General features: G+C 72.6%; 15 protein-coding genes. 9 read left to right on the top strand and 6 right to left on the bottom strand.

From position 1 onward, the window contains the following. Positions 1-106: 106 nt before the first annotated feature. A complete protein-coding gene (locus ACH54P_RS06450; RefSeq protein ID WP_489911401.1) occupies positions 107-1675 on the top strand; it encodes an alpha-L-arabinofuranosidase B in 1569 nt (522 codons plus the stop codon). On the opposite strand, the gene ACH54P_RS06445 is transcribed toward ACH54P_RS06450, so the two are convergent. The 4 genes from ACH54P_RS06445 to ACH54P_RS06430 form a co-directional block, all read right to left on the bottom strand. Further along, complete coding sequence (locus tag ACH54P_RS06445; RefSeq protein WP_489911400.1) at positions 1657-2964, bottom strand: DJ-1/PfpI family protein; 1308 nt, start codon at positions 2962-2964, stop codon at positions 1657-1659. The genes ACH54P_RS06450 and ACH54P_RS06445 overlap by 19 nt on opposite strands. Before the next feature lies 1 nt (position 2965). Beyond that, positions 2966-3355: a hypothetical protein gene (locus ACH54P_RS06440; protein WP_489911399.1), complete on the bottom strand. Its 390-nt coding sequence runs from the start codon at positions 3353-3355 to the stop codon at positions 2966-2968. A 93-nt stretch (positions 3356-3448) separates the two neighbouring features. Further along, entirely contained in the window at positions 3449-4102 is a 654-nt protein-coding gene (locus ACH54P_RS06435) for a response regulator (RefSeq protein ID WP_489911398.1), read from the bottom strand. Then, entirely contained in the window at positions 4099-5181 is a 1083-nt protein-coding gene (locus ACH54P_RS06430; RefSeq protein WP_489911397.1) for a sensor histidine kinase, read from the bottom strand. The genes ACH54P_RS06435 and ACH54P_RS06430 overlap by 4 nt, the downstream gene beginning before the upstream one ends. A 137-nt stretch (positions 5182-5318) precedes the next feature. On the opposite strand from ACH54P_RS06430, the gene ACH54P_RS06425 reads away from it, so the two are divergent. From ACH54P_RS06425 to ACH54P_RS06415, 3 genes are all read left to right on the top strand, one after another. After that, positions 5319-7898: a glycosyltransferase gene (locus tag ACH54P_RS06425; RefSeq protein WP_489911396.1), complete on the top strand. Its 2580-nt coding sequence runs from the start codon at positions 5319-5321 to the stop codon at positions 7896-7898. After that, positions 7898-9346, top strand: coding sequence for a radical SAM protein (locus ACH54P_RS06420; protein ID WP_489911395.1), 1449 nt, complete (start codon positions 7898-7900; stop codon positions 9344-9346). Before ACH54P_RS06425 ends, ACH54P_RS06420 begins: the two co-directional genes overlap by 1 nt. Positions 9347-9445: 99 nt before the next feature. Continuing rightward, complete coding sequence (locus ACH54P_RS06415) at positions 9446-10288, top strand: GH25 family lysozyme (RefSeq protein ID WP_489911394.1); 843 nt, start codon at positions 9446-9448, stop codon at positions 10286-10288. On the opposite strand, the gene ACH54P_RS06410 is transcribed toward ACH54P_RS06415, so the two are convergent. Then, entirely contained in the window at positions 10285-10545 is a 261-nt protein-coding gene (locus tag ACH54P_RS06410) for a hypothetical protein (protein ID WP_489911393.1), read from the bottom strand. The two genes, ACH54P_RS06415 and ACH54P_RS06410, sit on opposite strands and share 4 nt — an antisense overlap. A 146-nt stretch (positions 10546-10691) precedes the next feature. Here ACH54P_RS06410 and ACH54P_RS06405 point away from each other — a divergent pair, with 146 nt between their 5' ends. The 3 genes from ACH54P_RS06405 (at position 10692) to ACH54P_RS06395 (ending at position 12821) form a co-directional block, all read left to right on the top strand. After that, the gene (locus ACH54P_RS06405; protein ID WP_489911392.1) at positions 10692-11933 is read left to right on the top strand and encodes a GDSL-type esterase/lipase family protein; all 1242 of its coding nucleotides are present in this window, start codon (positions 10692-10694) and stop codon (positions 11931-11933) included. A 91-nt stretch (positions 11934-12024) separates the two neighbouring features. Further along, on the top strand, positions 12025-12417 hold the full coding sequence (locus ACH54P_RS06400) for a hypothetical protein (protein ID WP_489911391.1): 393 nt from the start codon (positions 12025-12027) through the stop codon (positions 12415-12417). 35 nt (positions 12418-12452) lie between these two features. After that, positions 12453-12821 (top strand): ClpX C4-type zinc finger protein, encoded by a 369-nt coding sequence (locus ACH54P_RS06395; protein ID WP_489911390.1) that lies wholly within the window; start codon positions 12453-12455, stop codon positions 12819-12821. Between the two features lie 17 nt (positions 12822-12838). Here ACH54P_RS06395 and ACH54P_RS06390 read toward each other — a convergent pair whose 3' ends face one another. Continuing rightward, positions 12839-13681: an SAM-dependent methyltransferase gene (locus ACH54P_RS06390; protein WP_489911389.1), complete on the bottom strand. Its 843-nt coding sequence runs from the start codon at positions 13679-13681 to the stop codon at positions 12839-12841. A gap of 55 nt (positions 13682-13736) precedes the next feature. On the opposite strand from ACH54P_RS06390, the gene ACH54P_RS06385 reads away from it, so the two are divergent. After that, the gene (locus ACH54P_RS06385; protein WP_489911388.1) at positions 13737-14270 is read left to right on the top strand and encodes a Chromate resistance protein ChrB; all 534 of its coding nucleotides are present in this window, start codon (positions 13737-13739) and stop codon (positions 14268-14270) included. 253 nt (positions 14271-14523) lie between these two features. Continuing rightward, positions 14524-15675, top strand: a complete 1152-nt coding sequence (locus tag ACH54P_RS06380; RefSeq protein ID WP_489911387.1) for an MFS transporter — start codon at positions 14524-14526, stop codon at positions 15673-15675. The last annotated feature ends 15 nt before the right edge of the window (positions 15676-15690 follow it).

Genomic DNA, 15690 nt, shown 5'->3' with positions numbered 1-15690 from the left:
CGCGGCGTCCGTTTTGCGCCTGATGAGAGCGTTGACGAAACGCGGACCGGGCTGGATAGTGCTCGCTGGTAACGCTCACATCATTCGGGTCCCCACGGAGGCTTTTATGTCTCAACGTCGAGATAGCAAAAGTGTTAGCGCTAACATTCGCCGGCGAATCCTGCTGGTGGTCACCGGTGCCGCGGCCCTGGTCTGCGCGAGCCTGACCGCGGCGTCGACGGCGTCGGCCGCGACGTCGCTGCCGTGCGACATCTACGGGGCGGCGGGCACGCCGTGCGTCGCCGCGCACAGCACCACGCGAGCCCTTTACGCCGCCTACAACGGGCCCCTCTACCAGGTCCAGCGCGCGTCCGACGGCGCGAAGACCAACATCGGCCTGCTGGCGGCGGGCGGCTACGCCAACGCGGCCGCGCAGGACAGCTTCTGCTCCGGGACGACCTGCCTGATCACCGAGATCTACGACCAGTCGCCGCGGCACAACGACCTGACGATCGAAGGTCCCGGCGGCGCGGGCGGCCAGGACACCGGCGTGCCCGCGGACGGCCTGCCCGTGACGGCGGGCGGCCACCAGGTCTACGGCGCGTCGTTCTCCGGCCGGATGGGGTACCGCGACAACACGACCTCCGGCGTCGCCGTCAACGGCCAGCCCGAGGGCATGTACATGATCACCTCCGGCACCCACGTCAACGATCGCTGCTGCTTCGACTACGGCAACGCCGAGACGAACAACCTGGACACCGGCAACGGCCACATGGACGCGATCAACTTCGGCACCGAGTGCTGGTTCCAGCCCTGCAACGGCACCGGCCCGTGGGTGCAGGCCGACCTGGAGAACGGCCTGTTCCAGTCGAGTGCCGGCGGCAGCCGGAACACCGCGAACACCGGGACGAAGTTCCCGTTCGTCACGGCCCTGCTGAAGAACAACGGCCAGAACTTCTTCGCGCTCAAGGACGGCAACGCGCAGTCCGGCTCGCTCAGGACGACGTACTCCGGTCCGGAACCCACGACCGGGTCCGGGTACTCGCCGATGCACCAGGAGGGCGCGATCGTCCTGGGCACCGGCGGCGACAACAGCAACGGCTCGATCGGGTCGTTCTTCGAAGGCGTGATGACCGCCGGGCTGCCGACCGACGCGGCGGACAACGCGGTCCAGGCGAACGTCGTGTCGGTCGGCTACGGCGGCCCGACCGGGACCACCGGCTCGCTGACGCCGGCTTCGGAGATCTCCGTGCGGGCGACCACCGCGTGCTGCACCGGTGACTACATCCGCCACCAGAACGACAACGCGGTGATCTCGCCCGTCTCCTCCGGCAGCTCCGGTTTGGACAAGAGCGACGCCACCTGGATCGTCCGCCGGGGCCTCGCCGACCCCTCCTGCGTGTCGTTCGAGTCGCGGAACTACCCCGGGGACTTCCTGCGCCACTTCGACTACAAGGTGCAGCGGCAGCCCATGGACGGCACGGCGACGTTCCGCTCGGACGCGACGTTCTGCCCGGTAGCCGGGAAGAACGGCCAGGGAACGTCGTTCCGGTCGGCCAACTTCCCGGCCAAGTACCTGCGGCACTACAACAACACCCTCTACATCGCCGACACCAGTGGCACGAACGCCTGGGACAACCCCACGTCCTGGACCGACGACGTCAGCTGGGTCGTCGGTCAGCCCTGGGCGCCGTGACGGCGCCGGAGCCGCACGACGACGGTGACCACCGCCGCGCCCAGTAGCACGAGCGCGATCGGCAGGACCGTGGGCAGCCACGGCCAGGCCCGGCCTTCGAACACGACCCCGTCGGTGGGCAGTTCCAGCACCTTCGCCGTCCAGCGCGCGGTGGCGACGTCGGTGCTGCGGGAAAGGCCGCTCACCGCGGTGTCGTAGGCGAAGCCGGGCCGGTCGTGGACGTACTCCGCGGCCGGCCCGCCGGGCGGCGGGGTGACCCCGCGCGTCGCGCCCGGCACGAGCAGCCGGTCGAGGTCCGGCGCGGCGGCCAGGCTCGCGCGGGGCACGAAGGTCAGCCCGTGCCGGGACCGGACCGGGCCGCCGTCGGCGCTCACGGCGAGGGTGCGGGACGACAGCGACTGGCCCTGGGTGTCGAACACCGACGCGAGTTCGAGCTCACCGACGCCGTTCGCGAGCAGCACCCCGACGTCGTCCGGGTTCCAGCGGAAGCCGGCGTTGACGATCGCGGCCGGGTCCGGCATCCCGGCCGGCGGCGTCACCGGCACCGCCGTCCCGTAGCGGCGCCAGCCGATCGCCGCGGCGGCGCCGGCTGCCGCTTCGCGGCCGGCGAGCCGCTCGACCCAGTGCAGCGTCCCGTCGACGCCGGAGAGGATCCCGGCGGTGGTGACGACGTCGCCGTCGTCGACGAACCGCCGGCCGGGCACCCAGTGCACGGCCGGGTAATCGGTGGCCCAGGTGCCGAGTTTCAGCCAGTGCGCGGTGGCGGGGCGCCCGTCGAGCAGCCCGGCGGAGGCGAGCACGGCACCGCCGTTGCAGACGCCCAGCAGCTTCGCGCCGCGGGCGGCCTGGGCCCGCAGCCAGGACCGGACCGGCTCGGTGGTGGCCTCGCCGACGTCCGGCAGGGCGGGGACGACGACGAGGTCCGGCGGCTTCGGGCCGAGCCGGGCGGCGAGGTCGTCGAAACTCAGGTCGGGCACCAGGTCGAGGCCGCCGGTCAGCGGCTTCGGCTCGCGGTGCGGCGCGGCCGTGTAGACGTTGAACCGCCCGGTGACGGCGAAGATCTCGTACGGCGCGAGGACGTCGGAGACGACCGCGCCCCGGTCGCCGACGACGACCACCACGGTCGGCTTGGCCGGATCGTGGGGGACGGGCGCCGCGGCGGGGACGGGCCGCGAAGGCCCGGGGGCGTAGAGGGCGCCGACCGCGTCCAGCGCGGAGAGGGTGGCCCCGGCGGCGGGGACGGCGAGCACGGCGACGACGACCGCGCACCACTTCAGGAAGGTGCGCATGTCAGTGCCAGTACTCGGTGCGGCGCCACACCATGGCGGCGAGCATCAGCGGGAACATGACCACGTGCCCGGCGACCATGAGGGTGGTGCCGGAGAGCGCGCCGAGCCAGTGCGGCACGAGCAGCGCCACGAACGGCAGGTACATCACCGCGGCCATCTCGGCGATCCGCGGCCACGAGTGCCGGCGCAGCGCCATCGCCGCGACCATCGCGACGGTCATGTTCGTGGCCATCACGAGCGCGTCGACGTCGGCGCGCTCCAGCCAGGCGGACGGCCACAGCGGCCCGAGGGCCACCATCCCGATGATCATGGCGGCGACCATCTCGGCGTAGTGGCCGGTGAACCGGGCGAGCTTGCGGGCGGTGGTCCGGGTGGTTTCGGTGGTGGTCATGGTTTCCCTCCAGGGTTGCTCCTGGACGAGAATCGCGGGTGCGGGCCGTGGTGCCAGGTGCCGGAAGTCATGACCCGGGTCATGTGACCGCCGTCAGAGCAGCCCGAGGTCCCGGGCCCGCAGCGCGGCCTGGGTGCGGTCGCGGGCGCCGAGCTTGCCCAGCACGTTGGTGACGTGGTTCTTCACCGTGCCCTCGGCGAGGAACAGCGTCCCGGCGATCTCGCGGTTGCTCCGGCCGTCGGCGAGCAGCCGCAGCACCTCGAGCTCGCGCTCCGACAGCGGCACCACCAGTGGCTGCGGGCGGGATTCGGGCGGGTCGGGCAGCTGCGCGAACCGCGCGACGACCTTCGCCGCGACCGACGGCTGCAGCACCGACTCCCCGCGCGCGGCGGCCAGCACCGCCTCGACCAGCCGCGCCGAGGAGACGTCCTTGAGCAGGTAGCCGACCGCGCCCGCACGCAGGGCGGCGAAGACGTCCTCGTCGTCGTCGAAGGTCGTCAGCGCGATGACCTGGGTACCCGGGTGGTCGAGCCGCAGCCGCCGGGTCGCGGCGATGCCGTCGAGCACCGGCATCCGCAGATCCATCAGGACCACGTCCGGCGCCAGGGCAGCCACCCGGCGAAGGGCCTCCTCGCCGTTGCCGGCCTCGCCGACGACGTCGATGCCGTCGTTGGTGGCGAGCAGGGTCGCGAGCGCCTCGCGGAAGAGGGCCTGGTCGTCGACCAGCACGACGCGGACCGGGGTCATCCCGGCACCTCCATGCTCAGCGCGCTGCCCCCGCCGGGCGTCGAGGTGAAGGCGAGCTTGCCACCGAGGTGTTCCGCGCGTTCCCGCAGCCCGACCAGGCCGTAGCCCGGGGGAGCGTCGCCGCCGGTCCCCACGCCGTCGTCGCGCACCGAGACCCGGACGGACGCGTCGGCGTAGTCCAGCAGGAGATCCGCGTGCCCGGCGGCCGCGTGCTTGCGGACGTTCGTCAGCCCCTCCTGCGCGGCCCGGAAGAGCGCTTCGCGGTGCTCTTCCGGCAGCGGCCGCTCGGCCCCGGACACGGTGAGCCGGGCCGGGACACCCGCATCCGCGATCAGCGCCCGCAACGCGTCCGGCAGCGGCGTCGACCGCGGTTCGCGCAACGCCTTCACCGAGCGGCGCACCTCGGCCAGCGCGGTTTCGGCCTGTTCCTGCGCCTTCGCCAGCACCTCGTCGGCCTTCCCGGGATCGGTGGGCAGCACCGCCCGCGCGGCCTTCACCTGCATCTGGACGACGGTGAGCGAATGCCCGAGCCCGTCGTGGATGTCGCGGGCGACCCGGTTGCGCTCCTGCGCCGTCGCGAGCCGCTCCGCCTGGGTCGCGTAGTCCCGCAGCTTCTCGTGCGCCTCGGCGAGTTCGCCGCGGGACCGCTGCTCGCGCAGCAGCAGCTCGGTGATCACCGCCGCGAACAGCACGGAAACGAGCGTGCCGAGCCCTTCCCGCAGGCCCTCGCCCAGCGACATCCCGAGGTGCACGAGCGGCACCACGGCGATGACCAGCGCGACCACCGGCAGCGGCAGGCGCAGCAGCACGCACTGGCTGACCAGCACGACGAGGAACAGCGTCGCCCCGACGCCGGGGTTGATCGTGAAGATGACGAAGGCCAGCGGCAGCTGGACCACGACGTACCCGGCCGGCCAGGCCCGCCGGCCGCGGTCGCGCACCCAGCCGAAGCCCGCGGTGGCGAGCGCGGTGAAGACCGCACCCAGTACGAGGGACAGCACGGGCTCCCCGGAGCCGAGGACCCCGAGCACCACTGAGAGGAAGGCGCCGCAGGTCAGCACCCCGAGGGCCCGGTTCATGGGGTCACTCTGGGGCGTGCGGCGCCGGGGGTCAACCACTTCGCCGCGAGGAAAGCGCTTCCCGCTCAACCGGCCTTCCGGCGCACCGCCGCTTAGGCTGGGAACGACGGCGAAGCCGAGACGGGGGTCCGACAACGATGTCAGTGCTCTGGGGCGTGTCCTTCGACGCCACTCCGCTGTCCGGGCTCGTGGTCGAATTCCTCAAGACCGCGCGCCGGCTCACCGGGCGCCGGGTGCACCTCGACCTCGGCTACGACATCAAGGCCGACAAGGGCGCGTTCTTCCGGCCCTACCGCGGCGAAGCCGGGCTGCTGCCCGGATGGGTCACCCTCGACCGCGTCGAGGGCGTCGAGGAGATCCGCGGCTACGACCGCGAGTTCGTCGAGCGCGTCCTGCGCGAAGTCGTCCAGGGCGAGGACGAGACCCTCCGCCCGGAGATCGACCGGATCGCCGGCGAACTGGCCGGCCGGATCGTGGCCACCTGGGAGCGCCTCGGCGTGACGATGGTGATGGTCGAAAACGGGACCTTGCCGGAGAACCTCACCTACACCGAGGCGCTCTACCGCGCGATCGAGCGCTACGGCGCCCGCCACCGGCTGGGCCGGTTCGTGTTCTGGCGCGACCACGACCTGATGTGGCAGAGCGAACCGGGCATCGCCAAGTACGGGCGGTTCCCGTACCCCGGCGTCCCGGCGCCGCGCAACTCCCCGCACATCCACTACTTCGCCCTCCACGAGCAGGCGAAGGCCCGGACGCTGGAGTGGGTGCCGGGCCTGCGCAACCTCGACGTCCTGCCGAACGCCTTCACCATCGCGCCCGCGCGGATCGACGACCGCAACGCGGGATTCCGCCGGGACCACGGCATCCCCGGTGACGTGCCGCTGCTCGCCCGCATCACCCGGATCATCCCGCAGAAGCGGATCGACCGGGACCTCCACCTCCTCGCGCTGCTGCCGGACGCGTGGCTGTTCGTGGCCGGCGACGTCGCCGAGGCGCCCGCCGAGCACGCCCGGCTCGTGGACCTGGCGGCCCGCCTCGGCGTGCGCGACCGGGTCGTCTTCGGCGGCTGGCTGACGCCGTACGACACGGCCGTGCCCGGGCGGTACTCCGTGCGCGACCTCCTCGCCCACGCGACGGTCGTCTCCTTCTTGACCTCCTACGACTACGAGAGCTACGGCAACCCGATCAGCGAGGCCATCGCCTCCGGGACGCCGTACGCGACGAGCGGGTACGAGCTGTACGACGTCGTCTACGGCAGCAAGGGGTTCCGGGCGCCGGTGCTGGACATCCGGGCCCGCGACCTGCCGGACGCGGCGTTCGCCCGTGCCGTCGCCGAGCTGATCACCGACGAAGGGAAACGGGCGGAAGTGGTGCGGGCGAACTCGGAACTCGGGCAGGCGCAGTTCGGCACCCGGGTTGTCGACGACCTGGTCGAGCGGCTGTACCCGCCGCCGATGGCGGCCGGCACGCGGCTGAGCGTCGTGCTGCCGGTGTACAACGAGGCCGCGAACCTGCCGGAGGTCCTGCGGACGCTGCACGACCAGCGCGACGGCGACGCGCCGCTGGACAAGGGCCGGTACGAGGTCGTGCTCGTCGACAACAACTCGACCGACGACACGGTCGCCATCGCGCACGCCTTCGCGGCGGCGCACCCCGAGCTGGCCCTGCACGTGATCCACGAGCCCGAGCAGGGTGTGTCGTGCGCGCGGCGGGCGGGCATGGACTTCGCCGTGGCGCGCAGCCGGAACCGGCCCGACACCGACCCGGGGGAACGGTTCTACCTCGTGTCCGCCGACGCGGACTGCCGCGTCGACGCGCACTGGCTGAGCGAGCTGTTCGCCGCGATGGAGGAGAGCAAGGCCGCCATCGGCGTCTGCGACTACTACTACAACGAAGAGCACTTCACCGGGCGGCCACGGCTGTGGGACGCGATCCAGCGGACGCTGCGGTGCCGCGCCGTCACCTTCGCGCTCTTCGGCGGCTTCCCGGACGGCAAGGGTTTCGCCGTCGAGCGCGACGCCTACGAGCGCGCCGGCGGCATCGAGATCTTCTACCAGCTGCAGGACGGCAAGTTCGTCAACCACCTCTCCGACGACTGGGACTTCGGCATCAAGGTCGCCAGCGGCGGGGACGCGATCACCTACGCGCCGCGCTCGCGGGTCGAGATCAACCCGCGCCGCGTCGACCACGCCATCGACGAGGTCATCGCCGGCCGGGCCTACGGCTCGGACGGCATCATCGTCATGCGCGACATCCGGCCGTCGGCGCCCGCGGTTTCCGCCGACCTCACCGAGGCCGAGGCGAAGCAGGCGTGGGAGTTCTCGATCAAGGACTTCACCCCGAAGAACACCATCCTGCCGGTGCTGCTGACCCCGGCCCTGCTGGCGGACGACGCCGTCGTCGCGTTCTTCGGCGCGGACCTGGCCGGCCGGCTCGCGCGGCGGATCGCCGAGATCCGCGACGAGATGCGCGTCGTCGACTTCACGCCGATCCACGCGTACAAGACGCCGTCGTACCGGCTGTACTTCGAGTTCGCCGACGAGCTGTTCGCGTGCCTGCGGCGGCACGTCGGCGCCGACATCGGGCACCCGCCGCCGTTGCCGCCGTGCCTGGCGGAGGTCCCGGCGGAGCGGTTCGCGGAGTTCGTCCGCTACTACTGCGAGGACCGCGAATCGGGAGAGGCCCACAACTACTTCGGCAACGGAGGGGTGTTCTGATGACGCTCACCTACGAAGCGGCGATCGGCTCGCTGCACGGCCTCGATCCCGCGTGGCCGCGGCCCGCCGTGCTCGACGTCCTCGAAGCGCCGGAGAACCGGCACCTCCTCGAGTTCGTGCGGGAGGATCCGTTCGGGGCGCACGTCTTTCCCGGCAACGTCCCCGGCTCGCCGCCGGAGTTCCTGCGCGACCTGGACGCGCAGCTGGCTTCGTCCGGGCCGATCCACCTGTGGTCCTACATCCCGACGTGCGCCTACCGCTGCCGGTTCTGCCAGTACCCGGTGGTGCTGGTCAAGGGCAAACCCGAGGTGCAGCACGACAAGGCGAAGCTCTGGGTCGACCTGAACATCGCCGAAGCCCGGCTGTGGCTCGACGCCGTGCCGCACCTGGCCGGCGCCGAAGTGGGGGAGTTCAACGTCTTCGGCGGCACGCCGTCGCTGCTGCCGGAACCGGAGATCCGCCGCCTGCTCGACTTCTACCGTGCGGAGTTCGGGTTCACCGCCGGCACGACGATCCGCTTCGAGGGCGACCCGAGCACGTTCACCCCGGCCAAGCTCGAGCTGCTGCGGGAACTGGGCTGCACCAAGCTCTCCAGCGGCGTCCAGTCGTTCGACGACCACGTCCTGGAGCTGTGCCGGCGCGAGCACACCGCGCGGATGTGCGTCGACTTCGTCTCGGGCGCCACCGCCGCCGGGTTCGAGTGGGTCAGCATCGACCTCATGTACGGCCTGCTCGACCAGACCCTGGACAGCGTCCGGCGCGACCTGGACGTCGTGCTGGAGAACGAAGTCACCGCGGTGGTGTGCACGAAGCTGCACCTGGCGTCCTACAGCGACACCCGCACCGGCGTCACCGGGGAGAAGCCCGCCGCGTGGCAGCTGCCGTCCTACCGCGACAAGCTGGTGCGGGACGGCCACCGCTGGCCGACGCTCGGCGAGCAGTACCAGATGCGGGAGCTGCTGACCGAGGGCCTGCGCTCGGCCGGGTACACCGAGCACCCCACGATGTACTTCGCGCGGGCCGGGCTTGGGCCGGAGAAGTGGAAGGCCATCATGGTCGACCAGGACAAGCAGGAGGCCGAGGTTGCCATCGGGCTGGGCGGCAGCTCGAGCTGCCGCGCGTCCGAAGCGATCACCGACGTGAACTCGAAGCGGTACACCGAAACCGTCGAGGCGGGCCGGATCCCGCTCGGCTCGGCGACGCGGTTCACGCCGGAGGCGCAGGAGGCGCGGGCGGTGAAGATGGCGCTGACGACGTTGCAGCCGCTGCGGGATTCCGTGCACGCCTCGCGGTTCCCCGGGCGGTCGCTGTTCGCCGAGCCATGGCTGGGCAGGTTCCGTTCGCTGGCCGCGCGCGGCCTGGTCAGGCTGCTGCCGGACCGCGGGGTGATCGAGCTGACGCCGGAAGGCGAAGTGCTGGTGGAGGCGATCATCACCACCGAGCTCTGAAAGCCAAGATCACTACATCGAGTGACACAAGCCTCGCGGGGAGCGACGCGGGCAGGCAGCATGGGATCCGGACGTGCCAGTACCGAGATCGGAGCCCGGATGAGCCGAACCGTTGCCGGACACGACGAACAGCGGCGGTGGCGCGCGAAGCTCACGGGAGCGGGCGCGCTGGCCGCGCTGGCGGCGGCGGTCGTCACCACGCCGGCCGACGCCGCGCCTGCCGACTACTCGCTCGCGGCGACGAACTTCGCGGGCACGCAGATCGCCGCGCACGAAGGGGTGCAGGGGAGCGGCCGCGCCGACGCGCCCGGGCAGACGCTCGGCCACGACGTCAGCGGGCACCAAGGGCCGGTCGATTGGCCCGCGGCGGCCGGGGCCGGCGCGAAGTTCACCTACGTCAAGGCGAGCGAGGGCACCGGGTTCGTCAACCCGCAGTTCGGCCAGCAGTACGACGGCGCGCACACGGCGGGGCTGATCCGCGGCGCCTACCACTTCGCCCGCCCGGACGTCTCCGGCGGCGCCGAGCAGGCGGAGTACTTCATCGCCCACGGCGGCGGCTGGCGGTCGGACGGCACGACCCTCCCGGGTGCGCTGGACATCGAGTACAACCCGTACGGCGATGTCTGCTACGGCAAGAGCCCGGCGGACATGACGGCGTGGATCTCGGACTTCACGCGGACGTACCTGGCGAAGGCGAAGCGCAGCGCGCTGATCTACACCAGCACGACGTGGTGGAAGCGCTGCACGGGCAACACGGACCGGTTCGGGAACACCGACCCGCTGTGGCTGGCGCGGTACGGCCCGGAGGTCGGCGAGCTGCCGGCGGGGTGGGAGAAGCAGAGCATCTGGCAGTTCGCGCGCGGCGGCGGGCTGCCGGGCGACCAGAACTACTACAACGGCCCGATCGCCCGGGTCCAGGCGCTGGCGAAGGGCGCGAGCTAGCGTTGGGGCGCCCGGCGGGAGAGGTGCGGCCACGGCGGCCGGTGCAGCACCGCGAGCCCGCCGAGCGTGGCGGCGACCAGCCCGGTGCCCACGGCCAGCAACGCGACGCGCGTCGCGTCCACCGCCGGTTCCCACCTGGCCCGGCCTTCGCGGATCACGAACACCCCGGCCGGGCGGCTCACGGTGATCACCGTGGTGCCGTCGGGGGTTTCGTACGGTTCGCCGAACAGGCCGGGTGCGGACGAGGTGGGTTCCATGCCGCCATCGAACGGCAAACCGCGGTCGCTGACAAGATCGGACAAAACCTTGTCGCGCCGTGATCGCCTGCTTACGATCAGCCGGGGGCCGTCGCCGCGGACTGTCCTCTGTGGACTCTGCGGATTCCGTGGACGAAGGAGGCGCCGTGCGCAGGATCGCCCTTCTCGCCGCCGGTTTCGTGGCCGCGACCGTCGTCGCGTCCGCGCCGGGGGCCGCCGGGGCCGGGCACGCCTGGTTCACCTCCTGGGCGCAGTCGCAGGACGGCCGGGCCGACGCGCCGGTGACCGGCCAGTCGCTGCGGATGATCACCCACCTCAGCCAGGGCGGTGACGCCGTGCGCGTCCGGCTGCAGAACACCTTCGGCACCGGGCCGCTGACCATCGGGCACGCCACCGCCGGGCTCAGCGCGGGCACCGCGGAGGTCTCGGGGGTCCGGGACCTGACCTTCGCCGGCCGCTCCGCCGTCACGATCCCGGCCGGCGGCGAAGCCTGGAGCGACGAAACCCGGCTCGTGACGCGCCCGGACGCGAACCTCGCGGTGAGCCTGTCCGTCGAGGGCACCGCCGTGCCCGGGCGCCACGGCGCGGCGCTGCGGGACAACTACCTCACCGAACCGGGCGCGGGCGACCACACCGCCGACCCCGGGGCGGCCGCCTACACGCGGAAGGTCGGTTCCACGTACGTCGTCAGCGCCGTCGACGTCCACAACACCGCGCTGAAGGGCACGGTCGTCCCGTTCGGCAGCTCGGTCGTCGACGGCATCGGCAGCACCAACTGCGGTCCCGGGTGCACGCAGCTCGGCGCCGACCGGCGCTGGACCGACGACCTGGCCCGGCGGATCGTCGCGGAGTCGCCGGCCCGGGCCCAGCTGGCCGTGGCCAACGCCGGTGTCTCGGGCACGACGAGCGCGCGCTCGTGCCCGGGCATGCCGCCGTCGGTGGCGGGGCTGGACGCTTCGAGCCGCCTCGACCGCGACGTCCTGGCGCTGCACGGCGTCACCGCGGTGATCTACTACTACGGGACCAACGACCTCGCCTACGGCTGCGACGGCGCGACGATCCTGGACAGCTACCGATCGGTGTTCCAGCGGTTGCGCGCGGCCGGGATCGCCGTCTACGTCACGCCGAGCACGCCGCGGCCCGGGTACGGCGACCAGGCCAACCTGGCCCGGCACGAGATCGCGTTGTTCGTCCAGAAGTGGAACGACTGCGGTGGCACGTGTTCCGGCGTGGTCGACTTCGACGAGGTGCTCAAGGACCCGCTGAAGCCGAACAGCATCCTCCCGGCCTACGACAACGGCGACGGCATCCACGCCAACGCGGCCGGCCAGCAGGCGCTCGCCGACTTCGTCTCCCTGCCGATGCTGGCCGGGTCCGCCCGCAAGTGACCCGATCGGGGCGGGTTCTTCACACGATGGCGTGACCCGGCGAGTCGGAACGGCGGGATTGTGCCCGCGGGTCCCCAGAGTACGTCGGGTGATGAACAACTCGATGGACGACGCCGGGTGCTGCCTGCTGTCGGTGGCGTGGAAAGTCGCCCCGCTGAGCGAAGGGCAGCCGGGCTCCCGGCGCGGCGAGATCCGGCGGACCGTCGTGGCCGTCTGCCGGACCGCCGGGCACGGCGCCCGCGACTGGGCCGCGCGGCACGGGACGGGCACCGAAGCCGAGTACCGGCCCTTCCTCCAGCTCGCCGACGTCGCCTACGAGATCGCCACGCTCCTGCTGCTCGTCGAGGACTTCCTGGTGCCGGACCTGGAACGGGAACACCGCCGCTGGGCCGAGATCGAGGACCTGACGGCGCGGCTGACCGAGCTCGCCGGCTGGACGTCCGCCTTCCTGGGCGTGGATTGCCAGTTGTCAGGAACGTCCTGACGCTTGTAAGGTCTGTCCTGACAAGGGAGGCTGTGATGGCAACTGGTCAGGACACCGCCGTGATCGCGCACTGCTCGTTCTGCGCGCGGCCGAACATCGACGTGGAGACGCTCATCGCAGGTCCGGGGGTCTTCATCTGCGACGGGTGCGTGCAGCTGTGCGTGACCGCGATCGAGGGGAAACCGGCGTCGGCGCCGCTCATCGCGCCCTGGGAACACGACATTCCGCTCGAGCAGGTGCTCGCGAACCTGGCCCCGGTCGCGGCCGCGAGCGCGCAGGTGCAGCAGAACCTGGCCGCGTGGGTCGGCAAGGCGCGGGCGCTGGGCGGCACGTGGTCGCAGATCGGCCAGGCGCTCGGCATGACCCGGCAGTCGGCGTGGGGGCGGTTCTCCGGCGAGGAGTGACGCGCCCGGGTGTCCACTCAGGACACCGGCTTCACCCCGACCCCGGCGTAGAGGCCGTCTTCTTCCGGGTCGACGACGGCGGTCACCCGGTCGGGCCGCCAGTTCGCCGACGTGGTCAGCCCGGGCTCGACGAGCTCGAAGCCGTCGAAGAGGGCCAGCACCTCGTCGCGTGAGCGCGGGTAGATGTGGTCCTGCGTCGAGCGCATGGTCTCGGCGACGCGGGGGTCGCGCAACACCGCGAAGTCGTTCGTCAGGTGGGTGAGCGCGAGGTAGCTGCCGGGCGCGAGCGCGTCGCGGTAGGCGGCGAACACCCCGCGGGGGTCCGGTTCGGGCGGCAGGTAGTGCCCGAGCGTGATCGCCAGCAGTCCCACCGGCTCGGTCAGGTCGAGCAGCCGCTTGACCGGCTCGGAGCCCAGCACCGCGGCCGGGTCGGTGGCGTCGGCCTCGAGCGCCGACGCGTTCGGGTTGCCCTTGAGTAGCATCAGGCTGTGCGCCACGGCGACGGGTTCGTAGTCGACGTAGACCACGCGCGAGGCCGGGTCGACGTCCTGGGCGACTTCGTGGACGTTGCCGACGGTCGGGATGCCGGAGCCGAGGTCCAGGAACTGCCGGACGCCCTGGTCGAGCATGAACCGCACGACGCGCCGCAGGAAGGCGCGGTTGCGCCGGGCGACGGAGGCGACCTGCGGCTGGATGGCTTCGAGCCGCTGCGCGACGGCCCGGTCGGTGGCGAGGTTGTGCGCCCCGCCGAGCAGGTAGTCGTAGATGCGGGCCGCGCTGGGCCGGGAAAGGTCGGCACCGGGCGGGATCCAGTCGGCCTCGTCCTGTTCGCTCACGCTCGTCCCCTCGTCGATCGCCACGACGCGACCCACCTTAGCGGGTCCGGCGGATGTAACTGCTGCTACATTCGGAAGTGTGACGCGATGGCTGGTGCTGGTGGTCCGCGTCCCGGCGTCCCCGTCGCGGCACCGGGTCGCGGTGTGGCGCGAGCTGCGCCGGACGGGCGCGGTCTCGCTCGGCCAGGGCGCCTGGGTGGTACCGGACGTCCCGGCCTTCGCCGACGGCGTCGCCCGCGTCCTGGACCTGGCCCAGCGCGGCGGCGGAGAGGTGCTCACCCTCGACGCGACGGGCCGCGCCGAGCAGGACTCCGCGCGGCTGGCGGAGCTGTTCACCGCGGAGCGAGCGGAAGAGTGGGCGGAGTTCCTCGCCGACTGCGGCAAGTTCGAGGCGGAGATCGCCAAGGAGATCCGCACGGCCAAGTTCACGACGGCCGAGCTGGAAGAGGAGGAGCAAAGCCTGGAGCGCCTGCGCCGCTGGCACCGGGACATCAAGATCCGCGACGTGTTCACAGCGCCGGCAGCAGCCGAGGCCGACCGCCGGCTCGAGGACTGCGCTGCCCGGTTGGCCGATTACACGGAGCGGGTCTTCGAGGCCTTGCACCAGTTGTGAGGGGGGTGCCGGAGTTGGTGCGGGCGGAGGGAACGGCGTTGGCGGCGGCCGTGCCCGCACAGCTCGCCGGTTACCCCGAGCGGGCGGCCGTTGCTGCCGGGCGGCGGTTCGAGCACTGCGCTGCCTCGCCCGCCGACTGCTCCGGGCGGGTTTTCGCGGCCAGCGGGGTGATGGCGGCGGTTTCGTCCCCGCGGCGGCTCGAACACCGCGCCCCGCGGCCCTCCGCGCGGGCCGTCCGCGCCCCACATCAGTCATGAAGCGCCCAACCGCACTGGTTCCGCTCTACGGGGCGGGCTTCGTCACCGCCTTCGGAGCCCACAGCATCGCCGCCAGCCTCGGCGGTTATGCCGGTCATTCCTTGCTGGCCCTCGGCATCCTCCTCGCCCTGTACGACGGCACCGAAGTCGTCCTGAAACCCGTGTTCGGCGCCCTGGCCGACCGAATCGGCGCGCGGCCGGTGCTGCTCGGCGGCCTGGTCGCCTTCGCCGTCGCTTCCGGTGCCTTCGTCGTCGCCGGTAATCCGGCGCTGGTCGGTGTGGCCCGGCTCGCCCAGGGCGCCGCCGCGGCGGCGTTCTCCCCGGCCGCCGGGGCGCTCGTCGCCCGGCTCTCGCCGGAATCCCGGCGTGGGCGGGCCTTCGGCGGCTACGGCGCCTGGAAAGGTCTCGGCCACACCCTCGGCCCCGTCCTCGGCGGCGTCCTGATCACCGTCGGCGGCTATCCGCTGCTCTTCGCCGTCCTGGCGGGGCTCGCGCTGGCCGTCGCGGCGTGGGCCGCCCTGGTCGTGCCGGCGGTGGTGCCGTTGCCGCGGAGCCGGCAGACCGTCGCGGACCTGGTGCGCCGCCTCACCGCCGGGAGTTTCGCCCGGCCCACCCTGGCGCTCGCCGGCGCTACGGCCGCCCTCGCCGTCGGGGTCGGCTTCCTCCCGGTGGCCGGGCACGGCTTCGGCCCGGCGGTGACCGGTGCGGCGGTCTCGGTGCTGGCCGCGTGTGCCGCGCTGGTCCAGCCGCCGGCGGGACGCGCTCGCGACGCGGGCCGCGTCCCCGACGGCGCCGGGATGGCCACCGGCCTGGTGCTCGCCGCGGCGGGCCTGGTGCTGGCCGCGGTGGTCCCGGGCGTCGCCGGGCTCTTCGCCGCCGCGGGCGCGATCGGCGTCGGTGCGGGGCTGGTCACCCCGCTCGGGTTCGCCCACCTCGCGGCGACGGCGCCCGCGGAACGGCTCGGCCAGACGATGGGCTCGGCCGAGGTCGGCCGCGAGCTCGGGGACGCGGGCGGGCCGGTGCTCGTCGGCGCCGTCGCGGCGGCGAGCGCACTGGGGCCGGGGCTGGCGGGACTCGCCGCCCTGCTCGTCCTGATGGCCGCCGTGGTCGTGCGGACCCGCGTGCCTCCTTCTGCCGCCCCCGGGTGAACCGGACGGCGCACG

Source organism: Amycolatopsis sp. N2S4-7 (assembly GCF_058119595.1).
The sequence above is the reverse complement of the archived record's forward strand: the minus strand, read 5'-3'. Positions and strand labels throughout refer to the sequence as shown.

Excerpts from the sequence above, each read along its gene's own strand:
- ACH54P_RS06450 (WP_489911401.1), top strand. The coding sequence starts at position 107 with ATGTCTCAACGTCGAGATAGCAAAAGTGTTAGCGCTAACATTCGCCGG.
- ACH54P_RS06445 (WP_489911400.1), bottom strand. The coding sequence starts at position 2,964 with ATGCGCACCTTCCTGAAGTGGTGCGCGGTCGTCGTCGCCGTGCTCGCC.
- ACH54P_RS06440 (WP_489911399.1), bottom strand. The coding sequence starts at position 3,355 with ATGACCACCACCGAAACCACCCGGACCACCGCCCGCAAGCTCGCCCGG.
- ACH54P_RS06435 (WP_489911398.1), bottom strand. The coding sequence starts at position 4,102 with ATGACCCCGGTCCGCGTCGTGCTGGTCGACGACCAGGCCCTCTTCCGC.
- ACH54P_RS06430 (WP_489911397.1), bottom strand. The coding sequence starts at position 5,181 with ATGAACCGGGCCCTCGGGGTGCTGACCTGCGGCGCCTTCCTCTCAGTG.
- ACH54P_RS06425 (WP_489911396.1), top strand. The coding sequence starts at position 5,319 with ATGTCAGTGCTCTGGGGCGTGTCCTTCGACGCCACTCCGCTGTCCGGG.
- ACH54P_RS06420 (WP_489911395.1), top strand. The coding sequence starts at position 7,898 with ATGACGCTCACCTACGAAGCGGCGATCGGCTCGCTGCACGGCCTCGAT.
- ACH54P_RS06415 (WP_489911394.1), top strand. The coding sequence starts at position 9,446 with ATGAGCCGAACCGTTGCCGGACACGACGAACAGCGGCGGTGGCGCGCG.
- ACH54P_RS06410 (WP_489911393.1), bottom strand. The coding sequence starts at position 10,545 with ATGGAACCCACCTCGTCCGCACCCGGCCTGTTCGGCGAACCGTACGAA.
- ACH54P_RS06400 (WP_489911391.1), top strand. The coding sequence starts at position 12,025 with ATGAACAACTCGATGGACGACGCCGGGTGCTGCCTGCTGTCGGTGGCG.
- ACH54P_RS06395 (WP_489911390.1), top strand. The coding sequence starts at position 12,453 with ATGGCAACTGGTCAGGACACCGCCGTGATCGCGCACTGCTCGTTCTGC.
- ACH54P_RS06380 (WP_489911387.1), top strand. The coding sequence starts at position 14,524 with ATGAAGCGCCCAACCGCACTGGTTCCGCTCTACGGGGCGGGCTTCGTC.